This is a genomic window from Brachyspira sp. (assembly GCF_029258575.1).
Lineage (GTDB): Bacteria > Spirochaetota > Brachyspiria > Brachyspirales > Brachyspiraceae > Brachyspira.
On sequence record NZ_JARHYI010000065.1, the window covers coordinates 1 to 25,757 of the forward strand.

Consider the following 25,757-nt stretch of genomic DNA (forward strand, 5'->3'; position numbering starts at 1 on the left):
TATATAAATTAACAGTATCATCCATAATTTTAAGCATATTTCTTTTATCATGCGGCGATAAAGATATTGAAACTTTAGAACAGTATGAAGCTAGAATGAATAATTTACAAATTTTGAAATATTATAATATACAGGATGTTATGTCTCCTAGAATTGTAGATGATGGAGTATTATTTACTTTTGCTGAAAATTATGATTCTGTAGAGGTATCTGGAGATTTTAATAATTGGGAAGATAGCATACCTCTTATAAAAAGTTCTTATGGTGTTTATTATTATTTATGGCAGCATCCGTTAAAAGCAGGAAAATATTCATACAGATACAGAATTAATGGCGTTTGGATTAATGACCCTGTAAATTCTAATATAGAATATGATAATAATAATCAAGCTATAAGTTATTTTGTTTTAACTAATGATATAGGTTTCTATGAAAAAAATCCTATTTATAATTTAGATGGCACTGTAACATTTTTCTATAGTAATAATACTGCCAAAGAGGTTATGTTCACTTCTGATAAATTGGGATTCGATAGTTTGAGATATCCAATGACTTATTCTAATAATTTATGGGTTATTACTTTAAGACCTGAAATGGGACATTATTATTATAATTTTGTTGTAGATAGAATATGGGAAGTTGATCCTCTTAATATGAATGTATATAAAGGAAATGATGGAAGATTACATTCATACACCTTAATAAATTATAATCAAACTAATATGAGAAAATATTAAAAATGAATTAATAAAGAATAGAATACCTAATAATTTTAGGTATTCTTTTTCCTTAATGAAAAAACTTAATTTATTTTCGCGACAACTTTATTCTTTAATTTTTTTGATAGTTTAAATTTTTTTAATTATTGTTTATTTTCATCGCTATCATTTGTAGGATTATTGGCATTTAAATCATGAAGTCTTTCTCTGATTTCTGAAGTAGTTTTTAAAGGATCTTTTTCTTTTATTTTTGGTTGCTTGAATACTGATAGAGTTTGATTAAGAATATTTTTGAAACTATCATCAACCACATTATTTTTAGAATTAATATACATCATTTTTATCTGATCTTTAGTTTCTTTATCCTCTATTTTTGAAAGCAGATTAATATTATGATCCGAAACAGAAACTAAATACATATCATCAACTATTTCTATTATTGATATATATCTATTAGCAGCTACTGGAGTAGTGGCTAGTACTTTAATAATATCGCTTGAGCCTGAAACTTTTTTTGATTTATTTTTAAGATAAATAAACACAAAATATATACCTACTAAAGTAACAATAAAACCTATAATAGCTCTAAAAAACATCCAGCCATTACTAGCTTCTGCTCTGTTTTCAATATTTCTTATATCCTGTAATATAGCAGGTTCATTTATATTATTAGTATTATTGATAGCGGCATTAGTGGTATTGAAGAAATTAGTTTCCTGTGTATTTTCTGTATTTGTATTAATTTCTTCTGTTGTAGTATTTTGTTCTTGAGTATCAGTATAATTTGTATTTTCCTGAGATAATGCTATTGCAAAAATAATAAAGAATATGACAGAAATTTTTTTAATCATATATAAACCGATGCGGAGAGAGCGGGATTCGAACCCGCGGTAGGGGTTACCTACGACAGTTTAGCAAACTGCTCCCTTCGGCCTCTCGGGCATCTCTCCATAACTAAATATATATTTTTTCAAATAGTTTAATTATGATAACATAAATAAGATTTTTAGTCAAGTTTATATTTTAATTAAAGTATATTTTTTATAATTAATAAAACTGCAAAATTTATAATATATACTAAAAGGCTTTAACTAAAATATATTTAATCAAAGCCTTTTTATTATTATTTTTATATTTTAATTATTAGGCATGAGTTTTCCATTCATAATCATAATTGTATTCTTTATAATTACCTTTGAATACTACGCCTTTTACTACAAGTTTTTCATCTAATATAACCAAATCTGCAATATATCCTTCTTTTATTCTGCCGTATTTATCATCTATACCCATAACTTGAGCAGGGTAGAGTGAAGCCATTTTTAAAGCCTCCTCAACTGTAGCACCTACATGATTAACTACATTTCTTACAGACTGACTCATAGTAATAGATGCTCCGCCCAAAGTACCATTATCATCTATAAGTCTGTTTTTATCATCTCTATGTATTTTCTTACCAGCCCAAATATATTCTTTTATGTCTGAAGCGGCAGGAGCTATAGCATCAGTAACTATACATATATGACCTGTTTTTAATTTGTATGCAAGTTCTACAGATGCAAAATCACAATGCAAACCATCGCATATTAAACCAGCATACATATCTTTAGTTTCAAGCACAGCACCAACAGCACCTGGCTCTCTAGAACCCCAAGGACGCATAGCATTGAATAAATGGGTAGCAAAAGTTATTCCATAAGGTATTTTTTCTTTTATTTCAGCATAAGTACCATTAGTATGACCAATAGATACAACCTTTCCAGCTCTAGCAAATTCTTCTATTATCTCACCATCAACCATTTCAGGTGCTACTGTTACCATTACACATTTTGATGCATTGATTTTATTAATCATATCCATATTAGGTTCTCTTATGAATTTCTCATTATGAATACCTCTCTTTTCATGAGATATATAAGGACCTTCAAAATGTATTCCCAAAACTCCTATCACGGACAAATCTTCTATTTCATTGAACAAATCTATTATTTTTAGCATATATTCATCGCCATTTGTAATGATAGTTGGAAGGTATGAAGTACACCCATATCTTTGACAAACCTCATTCATATTTTTTAATGTTTCAATAGAAGGATCCGCATTAATATCATAACCTCCTATACCATTAACCTGCAAGTCAATATATCCAGGAGCTACTATTTTTCCTCCTAAATCTATTCTTGTAATAACAGCATCAACATCTATCTCTTTTTCTACGCTTTTAATAACATTATTTTCTATAACTATACAATGCCCTTCTATAAACTTCTCCCCATCAAATATTTTTATATTAGTAAGAGCATAATAAGATTTATAAAGACCTTTAATAAGCTCTTTAGGATGTAAACTCTTACTTTCCAAACTTTTAGCATATTTGTAAGTTTTTACTTTAAGATCGCTGCTTGATTCCTCATCGGCAACTATTATAAGCTTTTTATGTTCCTGAAGTACAGAAGTAGGGTAGAATTGACTAATAGATCCTTCTACACAATGAGCCAAGGCATCAGATACCTCGTATCCATTTGCCATAACCAAAATATATCTGGCATTGAAAGCCTCTTCAAAACCTAATGTGAAACCTTCTCTTGGAAACATTTCTATAGGCATATTTAACTTTTTAGCTTCGTAGCTTCTTATAATCTCACTTATTTTTTTATCTCTTACGCTACCTTCCAATGAAGAGCTTGGTGTGTTAAGTAAAAAACTTCCGTCTTCAGCTAAATTATCTATTAATAAAGTAATATTTCCCAATTCCTTTATTAAATTAGCCATTCTTTTTGCTTCCTCTTTTCTGTTTACTACATTACTATCAAATAAATGAATATTTTCTCTAGGTATATCTATAAATTTTATAAAATTCTCTTCTAAATATTTTTGCGATATATTAGAATCTATATACTCACCTGATGAAACTACATGTATATTCTTAAAAGATACTATATTATCATTGTAGAATGATAGTAATTTTTGAAAATATCCTTTATTTACATGTCTTAAAGGAAAAGACAATACAAAAGGCTTATCAGTATCCGAGTAATCCAATATACATTTTACTGTATAATAAGCAGCCCATTCATAAACGCTTTCATTTGTAATAATGATTCTCATGTCTATTCTCCTTAATTATTTATATTTTTCTATCTTCATAGATACGGTTTGACTAGATAATCTTAAAGATGATTCATAATCGGCTATTACTGTTACATCTCTATGTTTTTGAAGTTTACTTAATGGAGAAGAATTACTTATTCCATATTCTAAACATGCCCTTAAAGAACATGAATTATCTATTCCAGATGATGTTAGTAAAACAGTATCAACCATATCTATAAATCCCATACCCATACTAAATACAGTAGTAGGCACCTTGCTTTTGTCATCAAATTTATGTTTAATTTCATTTATAGAATGCTCGCTTAAAGTTTTTATTCTAAAAAGCGAAGATAATGATGACATTCTTTCATTTCCTGCCGAAGTGGAATCAGCTGTAAGAGAATACCATATAACATCAAATCTTCCTATTTTTTTTATAATCTCCAACTGATTATCCATTTGACTTTCATCTTCTGTTCCATCAAATAAAAATACATTTTCTTTAGGTATATTTATTTTTGAAATTAAATTATCTTTTAGGAAATATGCTTTACTGTTAATATTATCAGGTGAAAGTCCTATATATTCAGATTGCTGAAATATAAATATATTGTTAAAATTTATTTTATAGTTTTTAACATTTTCAACTATCTCTTTATAAATATCTTTTGTGTCGTCCTGACTTGAAACAGAAATATATAGTTTTTCTTTTTTTTCTTGTTTTTTTTCTAAAAATTTGAGAATATGTTTTGCTGTGAATATTGTATAATCTTTATATGAATCAGCTATATATATATTCATTAATAAGTCCTTTAATTAATCTGAACTTATTATAACACTTTCCATGTTTTCTGTATATACTATATCATCTATTTTATTTTCATTATTGGATATGTTTTTATGATTTTCTATATTTATATTATATTTTTTGTATCCAGAAATAAAACTGATATTAGTATCACTAAAGTTATTTACTGTGATATTAGGATTTATAATATTTCTTCTCATACCTATAGGAACATTATTTTTTGGTATTGTAGTTACTATTATCCAAGGTTCAAATTTCTTAACATTTTCTTTTGCAGATGCTATTGCTGTATATAATTTAGCTTGTCCTATATTAGTTTGTATTACATTATATTCTAATTTATACGATGAAAATACCTGTATATATGTATATGAATTATTACCTTCTATTATGAATTTATTTTGTGTATTATCAAATGTGATAGGAAGTTTTGAGTTGATATTCCATTTATATTTGTACCCAAGTACATGATATTCTCTTGTTATATCTGGCAATGCTTCTATATCTTCTTTTATCACTAAAATATTAGGTTTGAGATAATAGAATCTTCTATCATAATTTTTTAAATTAACATTATATGTGTATTTTTGATTTGCTTTTGCATGTACATAGAACATTTTATAATAATTAGTTATATTTTTTATATATGAGTAGCTTCCCTTATTTTCTTCTATCTCATAATCATCTATAATTATACCATTGTGAAAATCTGCATTTTTAAACAATTCATAATTATTTGAATCAAAATTATATCCTAATTCATCTATTATAGAATCTCCATAATTATAATATACGAAACTCATTCTGTCATTATGATTAAGTCCGAAAGAATCATCAGTATTTCTTCCCTTACCATACACTGCTAAATATGGAGAATTAAGAGCTTTTATATTTTCATTATAAATAGCAGTTTGTATTTTTTTGAAAAGAGAAGTTTCATATTGAAAATTAGCAATAGAATTAACATTGTCTTTAAGATAATAATTATTCCACATCAATGCATATGGTAAATATTTTAATTCTGATGCTTCGCTTTGTGCAAATACTGCATAGTTTTTATATAATGGATTAGCATATATTTTGCTTAGAAGTTCCATAACAGCATTTCTAGCACCTGTATCAAATCTCAATTTAGTTCTGTTGTATATAGATGTATATCCTATAGGTAAAGTATAGCCTGAAGGATATCCTACTATTGATAAAAATTTACCTATATTTCTAAAAGAAGTTAAAGAGAAAGCATCAAATATACCTACATTTCTTAATGATAATGCATAATTTAATATAGGTAGTATAGTGTCAAATATTTCGCTTATAGATGATTTAAAACTTCCATCATTTTCAAACATAGAAAATATCATTCCATTAATATAATTCATAGAAAAATAATGCCAATTTCTAATTTGATCCTGATTTACATTTTCATTAAGCATATTAATAGATATAAGTCCTAATGTTGTAATATATTTTATAGTATCTTTTTTTATATATGCAGATGGATTTTCTATTATATAGTTATAGAGAAGTTCTCCGTATTTTATGAATTCCTGCTTCATCAAAACTATTTCTTCTGGTGAAAAATCATCATACATCAAATCAAAAGGCATAAGAAGTGAATTAGCCAATATATTAACAGCATCTATAACATTATAATTTTCTATATTGTTTTCATCTAAATTTATTATATCTTTCACCATCTGTTTTATTTCATATTTTAACAAATTGTTGTTAGGCTCAAAAGCTGCTTTCAAAGACATAAGCATTGTATGCGATGGTAAATTTTCAAAAGATAATTTATTAGTATTATTATTATTTGCTGAATATGATATATTATTTATCGACCATTTTCCTGTATTTGCAGATGTGTATAATTTGAAAGCATTTATATTTCTTAGAAGTACAGAAGGCTGAAGTCTTGTTTGTCTGTATAATAGATTATATAAAATATCAAATGTTTGTTTATCTATATATACGAATGGTCTTTCTATATTAAAAGTTTTATTTGTTATAGGTATTATTTCAGTACTGTTTTCATCTATAAAGAAATGATAAATTTTTCTTAAGTTAGTATCTCCATTTTCATCAAAAGCTATATACCATTTACCATTTTCTAATGTATTTGTCATAGAAAAAAAGCTGTTATTTCTTAATGTATATTCATATCTTGTAGTAAATGAAAGTTCTTTGGATACTGATATTCTAGTTAAAGTAGTTTTTTTATTAATCATTATAAAAGGAGGATTACTTTTTGCTATATGTCCGCTTTCAGGAAGTATTAGAGCTATGTTTTCTCTTCCTTTTCTCATATCACTATATTCTGCTATTGCTATTTTTACTTTATCTTTAGTGTCAATATTTCCAATAGTTTCTATACTTATAGATAATTTATCCAATTTATCTTTTTCTAAAGGAGGATTAAAATTAGTAGCATATAGTGTAAGATTTATATTTCTATTAACTAATGGATTTTCTATACAAAATGTTTTTTTTACATTGTTTTCTTCGGTTTGAATATTTAATTTTATAGGTATATTATCAGAATCTATATTATATGTTAATGATATTCCATTTTCTATTTTTACTCTTTTTTTGTATTTTACATTAATAGATTTTGGGTACTGTTTATTATATTCAGGATATGTGATAGTATAAGAATTATCTTTTTTATCATAAATAGCTTCTATTTCCATATTTACAACTTTTTTCTGCGAACATGATAAAATAGATATTATCAATAATGTTAATAAAATTCTCATAACATTTTTCATTATATTTTCCCAATTTATTCCATTCTAACTCTATGCAAACCTCTTAAATAGTAAGTGATATCTTGAATGTTTTTATCTATCATTTGTTTATATTCATCAGGTATATTCTGATCTCTTATAAGTTTGAACATTTCAAGTCCTTCCTGAAGATTTCCAAATAAACTTATTCTAGCCGCATTTCTCAATATTCTTTTATATTTAGAGTAATAAGTATTTTCAGGCATATTATCAAAACCATAAGTAATTACGAGTTTCTTTTCATAATCATCAATATCATCTAAAAGCTTCATTCTCATAGTAGGAGTTTCACTTGCAGGTTTTAACTGTGATTCAGGTTTAGCAAGTTTAGCACTTTCTTTAGGGGCTTCTACTTTTACTGTGATATTTGGCTGCTGGGCTTGAGATGCCTGTCCTATTTGCTGTGTAGAATCAGGAGATGCTATTATAGCCTGACCGCCTGCAGGAGGAGTATATCCTTCATTTATTTCTACACGGCTGTTTTCTATTTTATCAATAATAGTGAAAGGTCTTTTACTCAAATTTTCATCTTTAGTACTGTCTGAATCTTCCAATCTATTTTCAACAAGATTTTCTAATTCTTCGGATGCTCTATTTAATCTGTCCTCGCCTTCTGATAAGACAGATACAGTTTCAAGTTTAGCTTCTTCTATCTCTTTTTCTTTTTGCTCTCTATAATCATCCATAGCAGCACATAATAGAGTAGCTAATTTAGTAATGCCTTCTTCAGTTTTGGCATCCATATTTGATAATAAACTACCATCACCTGTTTCATCATCATCATCATTGGCAACATAGCTTTTTTTCATTGTAGATGCTATATCTTTTGCAGAGCTTTTAATATCGCCTCTTATTTCTTTGAGTTTTTCTTCTTCTTTTTTTAAAAGTTCTCTTTTTTTATCTAATGCTTTAGATTCTTTTTCTATTTGTTTTAATACTCTCAAATTTTCTTTATATTGCTCTTTATCTTCTTTTGAGAGTTTATTGGTATTTTTTTGTGCATTTTTTAAATCACTTACAGCTTCTCTTAATTTTGCTTTTAATTCTTTTTTCTCCTTCTCTGATTCTAATAACTGTTCTTTTAATGCTTTAATTTCTTTTAATACTTCTTTATCTGTTTTGGCACTTTTTGAAGTTGCTTCAGTTTTTAACTTTAAAGCTTCTTTTGTTTTTAATTTTAATTCTTCATTTTTTATTTCTATTTTTCTTTTTTCTTCTTCAAGTTTTTGATTTGCTTTTTCTAATTTATCCAACCTTTTTTGAAGTTTAGTTATCTCAACATTATTATTTTGAGTTCTTGCAGGTATTGATTTTTTAGATTCTAAATCCTCTATTATTTTTTTATATTTATCTTCTATTTTTTTCTTTTGTATATCTACTACTTTTTTGTATTTCTCATTGAGTTCAGCTATTTTTTCTTCTGACTGTTTAAGTTTTAATTTTAATTCTTCTGATAATTCTTTATAAGAAATTCTTCCTGTTGTTTTTTCTTCTGATAACTTTTTTGTATTTAAAGTTTTTTTGGTATCTGTTTTTTTAGTAGTTGTTTTTTTGGTATCTGTCTTTTTTACAGCCATTATAAAGTACCTGCCATTATATTATAATCCTTATTAGTATTAACGGAAAAAAAATAAATTTACTGATAAAAATATTTTTTTGATTAGATAATAACATATTTCTTAAATAAAATTAATAGTTTTTTTACTTGAAAAATATTTCATAAATGGTATAATTTTTAGCAATAAAATCACATTAACATTAATTTTAAGGAAAATATATATGAGTGCTTTACTAACTTTAGGAATTGTAGTTTATTCTATAATATGTGTATTATTGATTTTGATAATTATCATACAAGGCGGTAAAGCAGAAGGCTTATTTTCAAGTGCTCAGGCTAATGTTTTAGGTAGTCAGAGAGGAAATGCATTAAGCAAGGCTACAACTTTTCTTTCTACTATATTTATAGTTGGAGCATTGCTTATATCTATTGCTATAAGTACCCAAAAAACAGCATTTGAAAATGTAAATAATAATTCAAATAATGTAGCAACTCCAGTTCAGCAGCAGCAAACTCCATTGACATCGCCAACTGATAATACTAATAATATTGGTAATAATGCTATAGAGAATACTAATATTGTTTCTAATCAATAATAAAGTAAAATGACTATAATAAATAATGTTCTAATCAGCTAGCAATTTTTCTATATTTTTTAAATTCCTTTCTTTAGCATAATATAGAGCATCATTTCCCTTTTTGTCTTTTATAGTTTTATCAGCCCCATGTTCCAATAAAAGCTTAACAATTTCAACATAAATAAGGCTGTCATTTCCGAGTATAACAACTTCCAATAGTGCAGTACAAGATAAATGATTCACATGATTTACATCTATATCTGTATTTTCAAGCAAAAATTTCACAGTTCCAAGATGTCCTTTTTCGCATGCTGGTATCAATGCATTTCCACCGAAAATATTCAAAACATTCCTAGTATCAGCTTCTTTATATGTAAGTTTTACTATACCTATTAATCCTCTTGCCGCAGCATATAGAAATGGAGAATTCAATTTTTCATCTTGTATATTAACATCGGCACCATTATCAACTAGAAGTTTTGCCATTTTTATATCATTTTTATAAGTAGCTATCATTAAAGGTGTTCTTCTTCTCTCATCTTGTAAATTTACATTGATTCCTCTATCTATATGTTTTTTTACTGATTTTATATCTCCACTATGTACAGCTGAGAAGAAATCGGATCTGATATCTGCAAATAATATTGTATTTGTATATAGTGTTATTGTCAATGAGAAATATAATAATAATTTCATAAAAGCTCCTTTATTATAATAAAATATAATCAATTTTTTTATTTTATTCAATAGTATAATTTTTAAAAAAATGTATAACAAATTTAAATTATATAAGTTTTATTTATTATATATTGCTATTTTTTAGTATATTTATAATAGTAGAAAAAACTTATTTTTGTTATATTTTTAATAATGGAATTTAGAAATTATCCGAATAATTATTAAAGAAATATAACATAAATTAGGATTTGAATGTGCGTTATATATTTGTTTCTATAGCGTTTATTTTATATTTTACAGCTACTCTAAGTTCTGCTGTTTATGATGTTTTTTCAAATACGAATAATATTTATTACAGTACATTAAATAATGTTACAAATAGTTTTACATTGAATAATAATTCATCGGAAGAAGATCCATTATCTGTAATTTCATTATTATTTGAAAGATCTGTATTAGGTTCTACTAGTTTACCTGGGGTTACTTATAGTCCTGATGTGAAAAGTATAGATGGTGTTAATGGGGGTAATGCAATACTTCTTCCTAATATTAAGTCATATGTAAAAATAGATAATTATATAGATGGAGATTTCAAATATTTTTATAATACTATGACAAGTTTTACTTTGGAATTTTATTTGAATCCTCATAGGCTAAGAATTAATTCTCAAGTTCTTTCAAAAATGGCTATATATAATGATAATGGCGTTACAAAGTATTCTGGTATAAGGGCAAATATTATTAATGGTAGATTAGTTTGGCAATTTAATAATTTATTTTCTTATAATGGTGTATATACAAATATCACTTTATCTGAAGGCGAATATTTAAAAGAATATGAATGGAGACATCATAGCATAAGTTTTGATGCTTCTACAGGAAAATTAGTAAAATATATAGACGGACTTGAAGAGCAGGTAGTATATTTAACAAGTACAGGTGATGAAACAGGTTCTCCTTATATTATAGAATTTGATAATATAAAATTGGATCCTTTATATTTAGGACAGGGATTTACAGGTGCGATAGACTCTTTTTATTTTACTCCTAGTTACAAACAGAATTTTAACCTATATAAATACACTGAAAATGGAGATATAGTAAGTAAAGTTATAGATTTTGAAAATAATAATACTTTTATAGACTCTATTAATTATATAGGCAGTTTTACCAATGGAAGTAATATAGACTTATATTATAGAATATCAGATTATTATTTTTCTCCAGATGATAATAATATAGCTTGGGAGAGATTATTATATACTACAAATCTAATATCAAGTAGCAGTACAAGATATATTCAAATAAAAGTTGTATTGAATAGCAATGCTGATAGAAATATTACACCTATATTAAATAATGTTTCTATAGTTTATCATCATGCTAAAGTACCTCAAGTTCCTATCAATTTGACAGCATCTTCAATTGACGGTAATTCTGTTATATTAAAATGGGAAGGTTCTCATGAAAATATAAGCGGATATAAAATTTATTATGGTACTAAATCTGGAGTTTATAATGATGCACAGCATACACCTATAATTGTAGGAAATCAAAATGAGTATATAATAGAAGGACTCATTGAAGGTAAAGTTTATTATTTTACTATTACAGCTATAGGTGGTGAAGACGGAAATTCAGAAAGCGGTTTTTCTCAAGAAGTTTATGTAAGACCAGTTTCATTAAAATAAAAAAGGAGTATTAACGTGTCTACTAATACTAAAGCAATGAAATTAAGCAATCTTGCCGAGGAGTTATTAAAGAAAGGAGTAAATGAAGAGGCTATTGAAGCCTTGAAGAGAAGTATGAGATTAAGTACTTCTGATGATATGAAGTCATATTTACAAGTTGCTGTTTCTTTATTTGAAAAAGGTGATTATGAACATGCTAAAATATTTTTAAATACTTTCTTAGAATACTGGATGGCGGCAGAAGCATATTTTCTCTTGGGAGCTATTGCTAAAAAAGAATATAAACTTGAGGAGGCTTTTGAGCTTTATAGAAAGGGCATGACTTTATATACATCTTCTAATCTTGATCCTTATTATGAATTTTTATCTTTATGTACTTTACTTAAAGAGGAGGATAAGGGATTAGAGGCTGCTAAAAATGTTCTTAAAATTAATGCTAAAGATAGAGTTGCTTTAGTTTATATGGCTAATTACTTTTTTAGAAACGGACTTTATAAAGAGGCTATGAATTTTTATAAAATATTAGTAGATAATAAATTGGCTGATCATAATGATTATCATTATTATGGTGTTTGCCTTCATGAGATTAAAGACTATAAAAGAGCTGAAAATATGTATTTACAGGCTTTGGCTATGTATCCAGCTGATACTCCTGAAGTACTTGCACTTAAAAATCTTAGAAGTAAAAGTTTGAGGGATAATTATTCTAATTTAGAAGAAAGCAAGGTTAAATACGCTAAAAAAATAAAAGAAAATCCTGAATCCAGCGATTATTTTCATATGGGTAATATTGAGTTCATAGACGGTAATTATGAAAAAGCTGCTGAGTTTTATTCAAAAGCAAAAGAAGTTTATGAGGATCAGGTTTATATTTCATGAAAATATAAAAATGTCATCTAAATCTATTTTTATGATTCTATTTTAATTATAAAACTATATTTTTATTAGCTAATATTTCAATAATAATATTTGTTGAAGTGTATTAGTCTAATTATCTTTTAATCTACACTATATTCTGCCTCACTGTCTCCGCTTATAACAAATCTATACGGATTGCTTGGAAGTATTTTCACCAAATAATTATACAATAAAGTGGAGCTTTGAAGTACATTATTATTAGTATTATAATAAAAGTATTTAGGATAATCTAATACATATTTATAATAAGGATTGCTTTTTGAACTTACCAATTCTCCTATTTTATTATTAACTTTCCATAAGAAATAAACCGATTTATCTGTAAAGTAATTTGTTTGCGGATTATTCAAAATATATGAGAAAAAGTCTGATGATTTTAGATAATCATAATTTTTATAGGAATTCATAGCAGATTTATAATTTTCAAATATATCTTCGATGCCTTTTATATTATTAGTCATATATTTCAAATAGCTCCAGCCTATTATAGGACCATAATATGTATCATACTTAACTAAAGCCCAATCTTCTCTTTCTTTATCTTTAGGATTATACACATTTGTTTTATTTAATACTGTTACAAAATCATAATTATATAATTTGTAAAGTTCTTTTTCTGTACCCTGAGTAATTGCTGGTATTCTATCTCTTATTATAATTCCGTTTCCTATTATATAGTACTCTTCTTCAAATAAGGCTTTTATATCATCTATTCTGTTTTGAACAGTTTTAATAGTTTCCTGATAATTTTTATTTTCATTATCATTTAAAGTGAATGGAATACTATCAGGAAAGTATGATTTATTATTTAGAATATTTTCCTGAAGTACGCTTGTTCTGTATCTATCTGAAAACCTTTTTAAATATGTTATATTTGTAATGAATTTTTCTTTATCATTTTCATTTTTTATTTCACTGAATCTATGTCTTATACTAAAATAATATGCAAAATCTTTCAAAGGGAATGCACTTTCTTCATCTTGAAGTATTCTATCAAATATATATCCGTTAAAAGAATATTTTCCATCTTTTACAATAATACCCATTTGACTGTATATATTTTTTAAAGATGCATTTAAATTTGTAACAGCATCATAATTATTTTCTTCGCCTTCAACTATACCTTCTGATAATAATTGAGTATAGAATTGTTCTATATATAAAGGGTCATTTTTCACCATGTATATTAAAGCCTGACCAAGTAAATATGAAGATTCGCTTTCATAATAACTTGAAGGGTAGGTGAATAAAAATCTTGCTAAAGTTTCAAATCCCTCTTTATAATTCGATGAAAGTATTTGATTTCTTCCTGTGATAAAATTTCTTAATTCATTGTATGGAGATTGTACATTTTCTTCTTCTGTTTTATGTAATGTTTTTAGAAAATTTCCTAGAGGTCCATAATCTTCTGTGTTTTCTATACTTTTTAATTTTTGATAATCATTTATTGAATTTGCTACTTTACAAGAATTAAATATTAATGTAGATATTAATATAATTATACCTAATAATTTTTTATTCATATTATTTACCCTTTTTATATATTAAACCTTTTTCTAAAACTGTTTAAAATTGATTTTGAAAAACTATTATTACATTTATTGAGCATTTCATTTACTAAATTTTCGCATTCTTCTATACTTACATTTTTAATAACATTTTTTACAGAAGCGATAGAGGTTATAGACATAGAGAATTCTCTTATACCAAGCCCCAACAAAACAGGAGTATATTTTGTAACTCCAGCCATTTCCCCGCATAATGTTATAGGTTTATTATTTTCATTAGCAGTATTTATTACTCTTTTTAATGTTCTTAAAACTGATATATCTATTGGATTGTACAAATAAGTTAATTTTTCATTTGTTCTATCGCATGCAAGCATGTACTGTACTAAATCATTAGAACCTATAGATAAAAAATCAGCTTCTTTTACTATTAAATCTATTATCTCAGCAGCTGAAGGAGTTTCTATTAAAACACCTATTTTTATATTTTCATTAAAATTTTTATTTTCTTTTTTTAGTTCTTTTTTTACATCTTCTATAAATTTTCTAGTTTCTGTAACCTCTTCCAAAGTACTTATCATAGGAATCATTATTTCTATATTGCCATAATATGAAGCTCTAAGCAATGCTTTTATCTGATCTTTAAATAGTTTTTTATTTGATAAGCAGAATCTTATAGCACGCCAGCCTAAAAATGGATTATCCTCTTTAAAATCTAAACCCAAAGCAGGTGATATTTTATCTCCTCCTATATCCAAAGTTCTTATTATTACTCTTCCTTTAATTTTTGAGGCTATACTTTTATATACTTTAAATTGAATTTCTTCTGTCGGAAGTTCGGTTATTATTTCTTCATCTGAAAACATATACAAAAATTCTGTTCTATATAAACCTATTGAGTCTATACCATATTTTAATAAGCTTTCAGTTTCCTCTGGTATATCTATATTGGCATTTATTTTTATTTCTACATTATCTTTTGTTACAGCTTTTTCTTTGGCATCTAATATAGATTTTTCTTTGAATCTTTTTATATTATCTACAAGTACAGTATAATTATCAATATCTTTTTTGCTAGGATTCATTATAACTATATTGCTTCTGCAGTCTATTATTATTTTTTTGCCATTTTTTATTTTACTAGATATATCTGTTATATTGAATATAGTTGTAATTCCAAATGATTTAGCAAGTATAGCTGCATGTGAAGTATATCCACCACTTTCTATTATAAAGCCTTCAACTCCTATATTGTTAAATTTCAAAACATCACTTGGAGTTAGTGTTTTAGCTATAACTATACTATCCTTTGGTACTTGAGAATAATCTCCTGAATTTGGCTGTATTAAATTTCTTATAAGTCTAGTTTTTATATCTACAATGTCACTGCTTCTTTCGGAGAGCATTTTATTATTTATAGATGATAATTTTTCAAGATATCCAGAAATGATAGTATCATATATATGTTCTATATTAAATAATTTATCTTTTACTTCTTCTTTTACCTGTTTTTCTATCACTTTATCTTGGAGCATTAATATATGTATATCAAGGATATTTTTTATATTATTATCTGCATTTGTCTGAAGTGATTTTATTTCTTCTATAGATTTATTTACCGCTTCATCAAATCTTTTGTATTCTTCTTTTATATCATCTTTTTCTATCCTGTATATTGGAGTACTTAATAAAGGTGTATAAAAAAAAGAGCTTCCTATAGCTACATCATCACCGACTCCATTTCCATTTAATATCGTTCTTTTGTCAGGCATGTATTCTCCGATATTATGTTAATTAATTATCAAGATTATATTATATATGTGAAATATTTTCAATAGTCAATTAATTGTAAAATAGTATTATTTTTATTATAAATTTGATATAAAAACTATGTGATATGATGTGATTTTTATCATTGCCTAATATATATGTCTTTTATTTCATATTTTCAATCATTTCTTTATTGTTGCTATCGATAAACTCACAAAAAAACATCTGACAACTTTCAGTTATCAGATGCTCGTTTATCGCTTAAGATATATATCTTTTATTTCATATTTTCAAGCATTTCTACTACTATTTTCATAGAGTTCTGAGCTGATTTTACTACAAATTTAGGAAAATCAACTACAGCATCACTATCAGCTTTGTCAGATAATGAGCGTATAACTACAAAAGGTACTTTATACATTAAAGCAGCATGAGCCACAGCAGCACCTTCCATCTCTATAGCTCCAGCTTTAAATTTATTATGTATCTGTTTTACTTTATTATTATCACCTACAAACTGATCTCCTGTAGCTATAGTATCAACATACACTTTATTTTCTGTTATAACTTTTTGTGAAGATTCCTTTGCTAATTCTACTAAATCATTATCAGCAGGATAATAATTTTTATCATAGCCCTTAACCAATACAGTAAGTTCATCTCCATCCAAAGCACTAGTATCAAAATCATGCTCTATTAAATCTTTTGAAATAACAATATCAGATATATCATAACTAGGATTGCCAGAACCTGCAACGCCTGTAAATATTATCTTTTCTACATTAAATCTTTCTATAGCTATAGTAGTTGCAATTGCAGCATTAACTTTACCTATACCAGATTTTAGTAATACTATATTTTTACCGCATAATATACCTTTATAATAAGTTATATTAGCTATTTCTATCTCCTCTATATTTTCAATCATACCTTTAAAATTTGTAATTTCAGAATCCATAGCACCTATTATTGCAATTCTTTTAATATCAGACATAAAAAATAATCTCCTTTTGTTATTATACTCGCTTACCATATAATAATCTATTAATTAAACTAGACTAACTTTCTTTGGCTTGCTTTGTTGTTATGTTTGTAAGCAATAAATAATATATTGATTAAAACTTATACAATTTTTTATTATTTATTAGCTAATTCATGAGCATAAGCCATTCTAAACATATCAACTTCATTGAATTGTTTAGTAATGAACTGTATTCCTATAGGCATATTGTTTTTATCATGACCACAAGGAACACTCATAGCAGGAAGTCCAACCAAATTAATATTAGAAGCATAACTATCAGCCAAGAAACTTAAAGCACTATCAGTTTGATCTCTAGTACCCAAAAGTCCTGCAGTTACAGGAGAAGTAGGGGAGATAATAACATCAACATTTTTGAATGCATTATCAAAATCCATCTGCATAAGTTTTCTTACTTTTAAAGCATGCTGATAATGACTATAGAAAAATCTTTTACCAGTCATTAAAGTACCGAATAATATTCTAGCTCTAGTTTCAAAAGCAAGACCTACACTTCTTGAAGTATAATAATATTCATCTAAATTAAAATCGCCTTTAGGATGATATCCGTATCTTATTCCGTCATATCTTCCCATATTAGAAGCTACTTCAACAGCCATAACAGCAGTATAAACTCTTGAACCATATTTAGCATTAGGAAGAGTAATATCAACTATTTCAGCACCCTGATCTTTTAATTTTCCAATAGCTTCCATTATATTTTCTTTTACATCATGTGCTATTAAATCAGTATCATAATACTCTTTAGCAAGTCCTATTTTCATGCCCTTAATATTTCCATCCAAATATGAATTATAATCAGGCACAGGTATATTTAAAGTAGTAGATTCTTTAGGATCAAAACCAGCTATTATTTTAGTCATTAAAGCAGCGTCCTGAACATCTTTAGTTAAAGGTCCTACTTGATCTAAACTGCTTGCCATAGCTATACATCCTAGTCTAGGCACTCTTCCGTAAGTAGGTTTAACACCAACTATACCGCAGAAAGATGCAGGCTGTCTAATAGAACCTCCTGTATCACTGCCCAAAGAACCGAAAGCAAAATTAGCAGCAACAGCAGCAGCAGAACCACCTGAAGAACCTCCTGGAACATAATTTCTATTTTTAGGATTTCTAGTTACACCATAATTGGAAGTTTCAGTAGTACCTCCCATAGCAAACTCGTCCATATTAGTTCTGCCTATTATGATAGCACCGTTATCTATCAATCTTTGAACTGTAGGTGCCGTATAAGGGGCTTTATATCCTTCAAGCATTTTTGAAGAAGCAGTCATTAAATGATCTTTATAGCATAAATTGTCCTTAATTGCCATAGGTACACCGAGTAATGGAAGAGTTTCTCCATTATTTATTCTCTCTTGAGCTTTTTTTGCTTGTTCTAATGCCTCATCTTTAAAAATTTCAAGATAAGCATATATTTTATCATCTCTTTTATTGTCTTCCTCTATTTTACTGATTATAGAGCTGACTAATGTAGGAGCATCTATTTCTTTATTTTTTAATTTTTCTCTGATTTGAATTATACTTAATTCATGTAACTCCATAGTAAAAAACCTCTCATATTAAACAAAAATATAATAAAAGTTATTAATTCGGCAATTATATCATATATCAATGTTTTTTGCAAAAAATAAATATAAGAATATTTGAAAATACTAAAATATTTATTATAAAAAAATAGAGAGTCTGAATAAATACAGACTCTCCATTTATTAAAATCAATTTTTATTACTGAGCATTATCAGTAGCTTGATTATTGTTTTCATTAGCATTTTCATCTTTTGGAGGATTGATTTCAGGTGGTATTCCTACAGGAACATCAGCAAAATCAAAATAATTTTCATAATAAGATTTTTGGAATCTATTTGCTATAGGAGTCATTCTGAAATTATCTATATAAGAAGCAACGAAGTTAATATTTTTTCCTGCATAAGTAGCATAATAAACAGCTAAGGAAGTATTAGCAGATTTATTAGCATAGTTTCCATATCTCATAGAAGTGAAATCATCAAAAGTAGCATATTTACTATTATGGAAACCACCGAATTTCATATGGAAACCGCCTAAAGTTCTGCTGAATAAACCTCTTGACATTACATGTCCAGGGTGAGCATATTCTTTATCCTGATTTCTGCTTTTATATTGTTCTAAAGTATAATCCCCTTCATAAACAGCACTAACAGCAAATAATTTATCTTCATAGAAGAAGAATTTATAAGCCCATTTAGTTTCTTTTCCAGCTAAAGTAGCATCAGCATTCATATTATCAGCTCTAACTGTCATACATTTAAACTCGTTAGTAACTACATAATTAAAGTATAAAATATTTTCATCTCTTGTAAAAAGCTCTGAAACATCATTAGTAGTAAATTTAATATTGATCCAATTCATAGTTTGTGGGTTATACCATACTAAATCAGGATCAGGATATTTACTAACATAGAATGTACCGCTTACAGGCTCGGCTGCAGCTGATGAAAAATTAGAAGCCATTAATATCTCATTAACTTCATCAGGTGTGATTCCATAAGGAACCATATTATGAAACATATATGGAATAGTTTCATAAGCAAAAGCAGAGATACTTATAGCTACAAATAAAAACATAACTAGTAATTTTCTCATTTGATTCTCCAAGATTTTTATTATTATCTATTATACTATATTGAAAAATTAAATCAAATACATTATGTTTACTTACTGATATTTTTTTATATTTGAGTAATTTACAATATAAAAATAATATAATAAAAAATAATAAAAATAAAAATTTTTTCATTATTTTATATTTATTATTTTACTTTTATTGACTTTTAAATAGAAATCTTGTATTATCTTTTAATAAAAAATATATACTTCGCTTCTTTTGTATTATTTAAATTAATGATATATATATAGAAGCTTTGTCCAAGGAGTTAAAAATATGAGAGAATACGAAATATTATTCGTAACAGAAATCAATGATACCTTGCATCAAACTGCAAAAGATCATGTAAAAACAATACTTCAGAACTATCATTCTGAAATATTCAATGAAGCTGATTATGGTATTCATAATTTAAGCTATCCTATACGCAAAGTAAATCAGGGTAGATTTTATTATTATCATTTCAGATGTGACGGCAATAATTTAGTTAGCATCGAAAAAGAACTTCGTTATGAACTTAGTATATTAAGATTTATAATAGTTCGTTTAGATGAAATAGTTCAGAAAAATAAGATTAAAAAAGAAGAAAATAAAGAAAATAACAGCGAAGAGGCTTAAATAGGTTTTATTATGGCAACAGATTTTAATAGTGTAACTTTAATAGGAAGACTTACTGCAGATCCTGTATCTAAATATTTACCTAGTGGAAGTGCAGTTGTAGAGTTTTCTTTAGCAAATAACTATTATGTAAGTAGCAAAAATACTACAGAAGTAAATTATTTTGATGTAGTTGCTTTTGGTAAAATGGCAGAAACTGTAAGTAAATATCTTACAAAAGGAAAACAAGTTGCTGTAATGGGTACTTTAAGACAGGAAAGATGGCAGGATAAAGATACTAATGCTGCAAGATCCAAAGTTAGAATAATTATGCAGTCTATGCAAATGTTAGGAAATGCTTCAGGAGCTTCCGCAGGTATGGATACCACTTATTCTCCTTCAGCTTCAAACAATAGCGGTGTAGATTTAGGAAGTTTTGAAGATGATGATGAAGTACCATTTTAATATCATATAAATTTTTTAATTAGGAGATAAACAATGGATTTAGAAAATACAGAAAATCTTGAAAATAATAATACTGCTAATAATGAGGAAGAAAATAAAGTTAAATCTGATAAAAAAACTCATTTTAATAAAGATGTTAATGAAAAAGACAGAAGAAAAAAATTCTTTAAGAAAAAAGTTTGCTATTTCTGCAAAAACAATATTGATGTTTTAGATTATAAAGATATTAAATTATTAAAAAGATATGTTAAAGACAGTGGTAAAATCATACCTAAACGCTTAAACGGTACTTGTTCTAAACATCAGAGATTAGTTACTAAGGCTATTAAAAGAGCTAGAAATATAGCACTTTTACCTTATGAAACTAGATATTAATCTTTTATAATTTTAAAATAATAAGCCGTTATAATTTCACTTTATAGCGGCTTTTTTATTTTATATATTTCATATAAATTGAAAAATTCTAAATAAAATTATTAACTTTTAACAAAAATATTTATATAAATGTTATATTATACAAACAAATTTACGATAAAAAGAGGAACATCAATGAATATAAAATCGGTATATTTAAAATATATTATAATTCTAATTTTTACTATAGTATACACTTCTTTTGCTCAGAATAATAATTTATTTAATTTAAACAAACTTGATTCATTGAACAGCAATCCTAAAATTGATTTTATTTTGGATACAAATGATAATAAACTAATAGTAAAAGCAAATATACCTAATAATTACTATGCATATTTGGATTCAAAAATAGCAAATAAAATTCTTTTCTTTGCAGATAATAAACAAATAAATACAACATATCCTGAAGGTGAAAAATATCATGATGATATAATAATAAAAGGAGAACAAATATTTATATTGAATGATATTGATATAAATAATATTAATTTTATAAAATCTACATATCAATTATGTTCAATAAAAGATAATGTATGTTTAGCTCCGCAGAGTGAAGTCTTTTATGGAGAGGAAATTGATATACCTGATAATTCTTCTGTCATATCTAATGTATCAGATGAAAAACCTGAAAATGCAAGCTCAATAGAAAACTATATAAAAGGAAGTAATAATATATTTATCACTTTAATTTTGATATTTGCAGCAGGACTTGCATCCGTTTTACTTCCTTGTACTTATCCACTTCTTTCAATAACAGTATCTATTTTGGGTAATACTAATGGTTCGGATAATAATAAAAAATCTAGTGTATTTGCTTCACTTTTATTTGCATTGGGTGTAATTACAACCTATACTCTTTTGGGTGCTATAGTTTCTGTAGCTGGTTTTGCCTTTCATAAAACTATACTTTTTGGAAGTCTTGGATATAATCCTATAGTATTAACTATATTAGTATTACTATTTTTATATTTCACTTTTTCAATGGCTGGATTCTATGAAATGAAAACTCCTAGTTTCTTACAGTCAGCAAAAACAAATGCATACAGCAAAAAAAATCAGTCGGTATTTCATAAGTATATAATGGGACTTCTTGCAGGAATAGTTGCAACTCCTTGTGCTGCTCCTATAATAGCAGTTATTTTGGAAATAGGTTTTTTAAATCCTGTATTTGCTACTCTTTATATGGCTGTTTATGCTTTGGGCTTTGCATCTGTATTATTCGTGCTTGGAACATTCGCTTCAATACTTACAAAAATGCCTAAAGCTGGAAGCTGGATGGTTTATGTTAAATATATATTTGCATTCCTAATGATGATAATAAGTTTCTATTATGCTAATATACTTTTCGGTGTGATAGGATTTGCTAAAATAAGTTATATACTTGCTTCTGCTACAATATTGTTATTTACATTATTAGTTTACATATTAAAGAGAAAATCTTTAGTATTAAGTGCTTTAGAGATAAAAATATTTGTAAGTATATTGATATTATCTATAGCATTGGGCTGTACTTACGGATTTATAAAACAAAAAAGTGAAGTTTCTAATCATGTATCATACGCTGAGGCATTGGAACTTTCAAAACAGAGCAATAAACCTATCTTAATAGATTTCTCTGCTGTTTGGTGTGCTAACTGTTATGAGCTTAAAGAGAAAGTATTTGTAAATGAGGAACTTAAAAAGTTTATAGATGATAATTTAATTTTCACTGAAGTTGATGTTGATAAATACAAAAATATTTCTGATGAATATAATGTTAAATGGCTTCCTTGGATAATACTTATAGACAAAGATAAAAATATATTATACACAAAGAATTCATTTTCAAGTTTCGATGATAAAATGGCTTTGAGTATAAAAGAAGATTTAGAGAAAATAATTAATAAATAAATTTTATAAATATTTTAAAGCAGAGTTTTATTACTCTGCTTTACTCATAAAAAGAATTTGCAAATAATAATGAAAAAGATATTTTAATACAAAGTCATATATTAAATGAAAAATATTTATATGATTATTAAATAAATAATAAATATTTTAATTATATGGAAAAGAGATAAAAATGATGAAAATAAAGCACAGTTCATAACAGGTTTTTATTCAATGCAAAATGATGATTACTCACAATTTATGATATTGCTTCATCAGGAAATTATATGACAATAGAAGCAACTAATGATGATATGTATATTATTATACATTCATGATAGAAAATAATGATTTTTATTTAGATAAATTTTCTATATAAAAGTATAATCTGTCAGATATTAATGAAGAAAAAAAGAAGAGCATTATTATAAACAGATACTAATAAATTTAATCATACCAACAGAATAAAAGCTATTGATTTAGAAAAAGGTTTCTTTAGTAATTTAATAGAAGAATACAATAAATAAAAAATGATAAAGGGATTTAGTTTTTAATTAACTCAAATCCCTTATATTAAAATTAATTATAATTAAAAAATTAAATTTTCTCTCCATTCTCTATTTTTGTAATCAAATCAACTCTCCTAGCATGTCTTCCTCCTTCATATTCAGCGTCAAGCCATTCTTTCACTATCATTTTAGCCAAATCAACACCTACAACCCTAGCACCAAAAGCTATTATATTAGAATTGTTATGTTGTTTGGAAAGTTTAGCAGAATAAGGCTCACTGCAAACTGCCGCTCTTATACCTTTAACTTTATTTGCAGCAAGTGAAATGCCAATACCTGTACCGCATATTAAAACACCGCATTCACATTCTTTATTTACAATAGCATCAGCAACCTTTTTTCCGTATATAGGATAGTCAATGCTTTCTGCAGTATGTGTACCAAAATCTTTTACTTCATGTCCCAATTCTTCTAAATATTTTATTATATCTTTTTTTAATTCAATAGCTGAATGATCACAGCCTATAGCTATTTTCATAATTTTAACCCTCTAATAGTTTTTGATATTATAATATATATATCATAAAATACAATGCATTAATATTTTAATATCCAAAATATAATTAGCTTAAATATTCAAATTTTTTATATACACTATTTTTTTATTTTTTATAGTTTATAATAACATATATAATAAATAAAAAATTAAGGAACTTTATAATTATGAATAATAATTTAAATGAATATAGAAAATTTTTGTCCAATGATATAATAAAAACATGTATTAGAATGCAAAAAGACGGTATTAATCAAGGAACATCTGGAAATGTTAGTGTGCGTTTTGAAAATGGAATGCTTATTACACCTTCAAGTATGCCCTATGATATTATGAAAGCTGAAGATATTGTTTTTGTTGATTCTAATGGTAATGCAGAATCAGGAAAAAGACCTTCAAGCGAATGGAGATTTCATTTATCTATATTGAATGATAATCCAGATTTTAATTGTGTTATACATAGTCATTCTATATATTCATCTATAGTTTCTATGATGGGAGTAGATTATATACCAGCTATTCATTATATGATTGCAATTGCTGGAGGAAAAATTATACCTTGTGCTGAATATGCTACTTATGGTACAGAAGAACTTTGCAATAATATATCAAAGGTTATGAAAGGATATAAAGCTTGTATTATAAAAAATCATGGACTTGTTATATCTGATTCTAATATAGAAAAAGCTTATGGGGTATTAGTGGAAGTTGAAAATATTGCAAGAGAATTTGTGGAGCTTAGTAAAATAGGAAAGTATACCGTATTGCCTGATGAAGAAATGGATATAATACTTAAGAAATTTGGAAATTACGGACTTAATGTACAAAAATAATTTTTATATTTTATTTACAAAAAGAAAGTGAATTTTGAGATGAATATAAAGATACTACTTTTATGATAGGCTCTCCAGATTTTTTGGGTTCTAGTAATGTGTATTGCTTATAAGGATATTGAAACGGTATATATTGAAAAATAAAAAATAGTTATAAGAATGAAAATTTATTAAAATGAATTGGAGCATTATAAGAATCTAATTAAAGAGAAAATCTATTGGCAAATTAAAAGTAAGATATGAAAAAGAACAGGGTGAGGAGGTTCTGAGTTTTTGCTTTCTGATATTGTAGGTAATAATTACAAAGATGATGATTTGAATAAAATACCGAAAGAATATTTAGAACCAATATATTATAATGATGATGTACTTTGAGATTTCTTATATATATAATAGAAATAAGTCCTTTATAATTCCAAAATTTTAATTATGTTTATTTAGATAAATGTATAAAATGTATTGTAGATATAAAATATGTTATAGTGTATAATAACTATTATTAATAAATATCTTTAATTATAATATTGACATTTTCTAACATATAAGTAAAATATTTGTAAAAAAATAAGTTTTTATAGATTTAGTATTATGATGAGAAGTATCATAAAGTCCAAAATAGATAGACTTACAGTAACAAGAACCGATTTGAATTTTAAAGATTCAATAACAATAGATGAAGCTTTATTAGACAAATCAGATATAATGGAAGGTGAGA

At 26.3% G+C, this 25,757-nt stretch carries 22 protein-coding genes and 1 tRNA gene; 10 read left to right on the forward strand and 13 right to left on the reverse strand.

The window, feature by feature from the left end; translation table 11 throughout:
• Positions 1-737: early set domain-containing protein (locus Q1J76_RS05170; RefSeq protein WP_300367788.1), on the forward strand; the 737-nt coding region annotated here is incomplete at its 5' end.
• 125 nt (positions 738-862) lie between these two features.
• On the opposite strand, the gene Q1J76_RS05175 is transcribed toward Q1J76_RS05170, so the two are convergent.
• The 6 genes from Q1J76_RS05175 to Q1J76_RS05200 all read right to left on the reverse strand — a co-directional run bounded on the left by Q1J76_RS05175 (position 863) and on the right by Q1J76_RS05200 (position 8,983).
• Positions 863-1,570, reverse strand: coding sequence for a FliO/MopB family protein (locus tag Q1J76_RS05175; RefSeq protein WP_300367791.1), 708 nt, complete (start codon positions 1,568-1,570; stop codon positions 863-865).
• 13 nt (positions 1,571-1,583) lie between these two features.
• Positions 1,584-1,669: transfer RNA gene (locus Q1J76_RS05180), tRNA-Ser, on the reverse strand.
• Between the two features lie 193 nt (positions 1,670-1,862).
• Positions 1,863-3,827, reverse strand: a complete 1,965-nt coding sequence (gene nagA / locus Q1J76_RS05185) for an N-acetylglucosamine-6-phosphate deacetylase (protein ID WP_300367794.1) — start codon at positions 3,825-3,827, stop codon at positions 1,863-1,865.
• A gap of 15 nt (positions 3,828-3,842) precedes the next feature.
• Positions 3,843-4,613 carry a sugar phosphate isomerase family gene (locus tag Q1J76_RS05190; RefSeq protein ID WP_300367797.1) on the reverse strand — a complete coding sequence of 257 codons (771 nt, stop codon included), beginning with the start codon at positions 4,611-4,613 and terminating at the stop codon, positions 3,843-3,845.
• A 15-nt stretch (positions 4,614-4,628) separates the two neighbouring features.
• The gene (locus tag Q1J76_RS05195) at positions 4,629-7,388 is read right to left on the reverse strand and encodes an RNA polymerase subunit sigma-70 (RefSeq protein ID WP_300367801.1); all 2,760 of its coding nucleotides are present in this window, start codon (positions 7,386-7,388) and stop codon (positions 4,629-4,631) included.
• Between the two features lie 14 nt (positions 7,389-7,402).
• On the reverse strand, positions 7,403-8,983 hold the full coding sequence (locus Q1J76_RS05200) for a coiled-coil domain-containing protein (protein ID WP_300367804.1): 1,581 nt from the start codon (positions 8,981-8,983) through the stop codon (positions 7,403-7,405).
• 202 nt (positions 8,984-9,185) lie between these two features.
• On the opposite strand from Q1J76_RS05200, the gene Q1J76_RS05205 reads away from it, so the two are divergent.
• Positions 9,186-9,560, forward strand: coding sequence for a preprotein translocase subunit SecG (locus tag Q1J76_RS05205; protein WP_300367807.1), 375 nt, complete (start codon positions 9,186-9,188; stop codon positions 9,558-9,560).
• A 30-nt stretch (positions 9,561-9,590) separates the two neighbouring features.
• Here Q1J76_RS05205 and Q1J76_RS05210 read toward each other — a convergent pair whose 3' ends face one another.
• Positions 9,591-10,238 carry an ankyrin repeat domain-containing protein gene (locus tag Q1J76_RS05210; RefSeq protein WP_300367810.1) on the reverse strand — a complete coding sequence of 216 codons (648 nt, stop codon included), beginning with the start codon at positions 10,236-10,238 and terminating at the stop codon, positions 9,591-9,593.
• Between the two features lie 230 nt (positions 10,239-10,468).
• Here Q1J76_RS05210 and Q1J76_RS05215 point away from each other — a divergent pair, with 230 nt between their 5' ends.
• Together Q1J76_RS05215 and Q1J76_RS05220 are read left to right on the forward strand one after the other, a co-directional pair.
• Positions 10,469-11,911: a fibronectin type III domain-containing protein gene (locus tag Q1J76_RS05215; protein ID WP_498034122.1), complete on the forward strand. Its 1,443-nt coding sequence runs from the start codon at positions 10,469-10,471 to the stop codon at positions 11,909-11,911.
• 15 nt (positions 11,912-11,926) lie between these two features.
• Positions 11,927-12,790 (forward strand): tetratricopeptide repeat protein, encoded by an 864-nt coding sequence (locus Q1J76_RS05220; RefSeq protein ID WP_300367816.1) that lies wholly within the window; start codon positions 11,927-11,929, stop codon positions 12,788-12,790.
• A 119-nt stretch (positions 12,791-12,909) separates the two neighbouring features.
• Here the strand turns inward: Q1J76_RS05220 and Q1J76_RS05225 are convergent, their stop codons facing one another.
• The 5 genes from Q1J76_RS05225 to Q1J76_RS05245 form a co-directional block, all read right to left on the reverse strand.
• Entirely contained in the window at positions 12,910-14,352 is a 1,443-nt protein-coding gene (locus tag Q1J76_RS05225) for a hypothetical protein (RefSeq protein WP_300367819.1), read from the reverse strand.
• 14 nt (positions 14,353-14,366) lie between these two features.
• Complete coding sequence (ptsP, locus tag Q1J76_RS05230; RefSeq protein ID WP_300367822.1) at positions 14,367-16,109, reverse strand: phosphoenolpyruvate--protein phosphotransferase; 1,743 nt, start codon at positions 16,107-16,109, stop codon at positions 14,367-14,369.
• Between the two features lie 275 nt (positions 16,110-16,384).
• Complete coding sequence (locus Q1J76_RS05235) at positions 16,385-17,101, reverse strand: 5'-methylthioadenosine/adenosylhomocysteine nucleosidase (RefSeq protein ID WP_300367825.1); 717 nt, start codon at positions 17,099-17,101, stop codon at positions 16,385-16,387.
• 143 nt (positions 17,102-17,244) lie between these two features.
• Positions 17,245-18,693, reverse strand: a complete 1,449-nt coding sequence (gatA, locus tag Q1J76_RS05240) for an Asp-tRNA(Asn)/Glu-tRNA(Gln) amidotransferase subunit GatA (protein ID WP_300367828.1) — start codon at positions 18,691-18,693, stop codon at positions 17,245-17,247.
• A gap of 184 nt (positions 18,694-18,877) precedes the next feature.
• A complete protein-coding gene (locus tag Q1J76_RS05245; protein ID WP_300367831.1) occupies positions 18,878-19,774 on the reverse strand; it encodes a hypothetical protein in 897 nt (298 codons plus the stop codon).
• Between the two features lie 298 nt (positions 19,775-20,072).
• Here Q1J76_RS05245 and rpsF point away from each other — a divergent pair, with 298 nt between their 5' ends.
• From rpsF to Q1J76_RS05265, 4 genes are all read left to right on the forward strand, one after another.
• On the forward strand, positions 20,073-20,414 hold the full coding sequence (gene rpsF / locus Q1J76_RS05250; protein ID WP_300367834.1) for a 30S ribosomal protein S6: 342 nt from the start codon (positions 20,073-20,075) through the stop codon (positions 20,412-20,414).
• A gap of 12 nt (positions 20,415-20,426) precedes the next feature.
• Entirely contained in the window at positions 20,427-20,858 is a 432-nt protein-coding gene (ssb, locus tag Q1J76_RS05255; RefSeq protein ID WP_300367837.1) for a single-stranded DNA-binding protein, read from the forward strand.
• Between the two features lie 33 nt (positions 20,859-20,891).
• Positions 20,892-21,233, forward strand: coding sequence for a 30S ribosomal protein S18 (gene rpsR / locus Q1J76_RS05260; protein ID WP_300367840.1), 342 nt, complete (start codon positions 20,892-20,894; stop codon positions 21,231-21,233).
• Positions 21,234-21,407: 174 nt separating this feature from the next.
• On the forward strand, positions 21,408-23,165 hold the full coding sequence (locus Q1J76_RS05265) for a protein-disulfide reductase DsbD family protein (RefSeq protein WP_300367843.1): 1,758 nt from the start codon (positions 21,408-21,410) through the stop codon (positions 23,163-23,165).
• 576 nt (positions 23,166-23,741) lie between these two features.
• On the opposite strand, the gene rpiB is transcribed toward Q1J76_RS05265, so the two are convergent.
• On the reverse strand, positions 23,742-24,191 hold the full coding sequence (gene rpiB / locus Q1J76_RS05270; RefSeq protein ID WP_300367846.1) for a ribose 5-phosphate isomerase B: 450 nt from the start codon (positions 24,189-24,191) through the stop codon (positions 23,742-23,744).
• A 185-nt stretch (positions 24,192-24,376) separates the two neighbouring features.
• Between rpiB and Q1J76_RS05275 the strand changes: the two genes are divergently transcribed.
• Both Q1J76_RS05275 and Q1J76_RS05280 read left to right on the forward strand, forming a co-directional pair.
• Positions 24,377-25,042, forward strand: coding sequence for a class II aldolase/adducin family protein (locus tag Q1J76_RS05275; RefSeq protein WP_300367849.1), 666 nt, complete (start codon positions 24,377-24,379; stop codon positions 25,040-25,042).
• Positions 25,043-25,633: 591 nt separating this feature from the next.
• A partial coding sequence (locus tag Q1J76_RS05280) for an aspartate 1-decarboxylase (protein WP_300367852.1) occupies positions 25,634-25,757 on the forward strand: 124 nt, incomplete at its 3' end.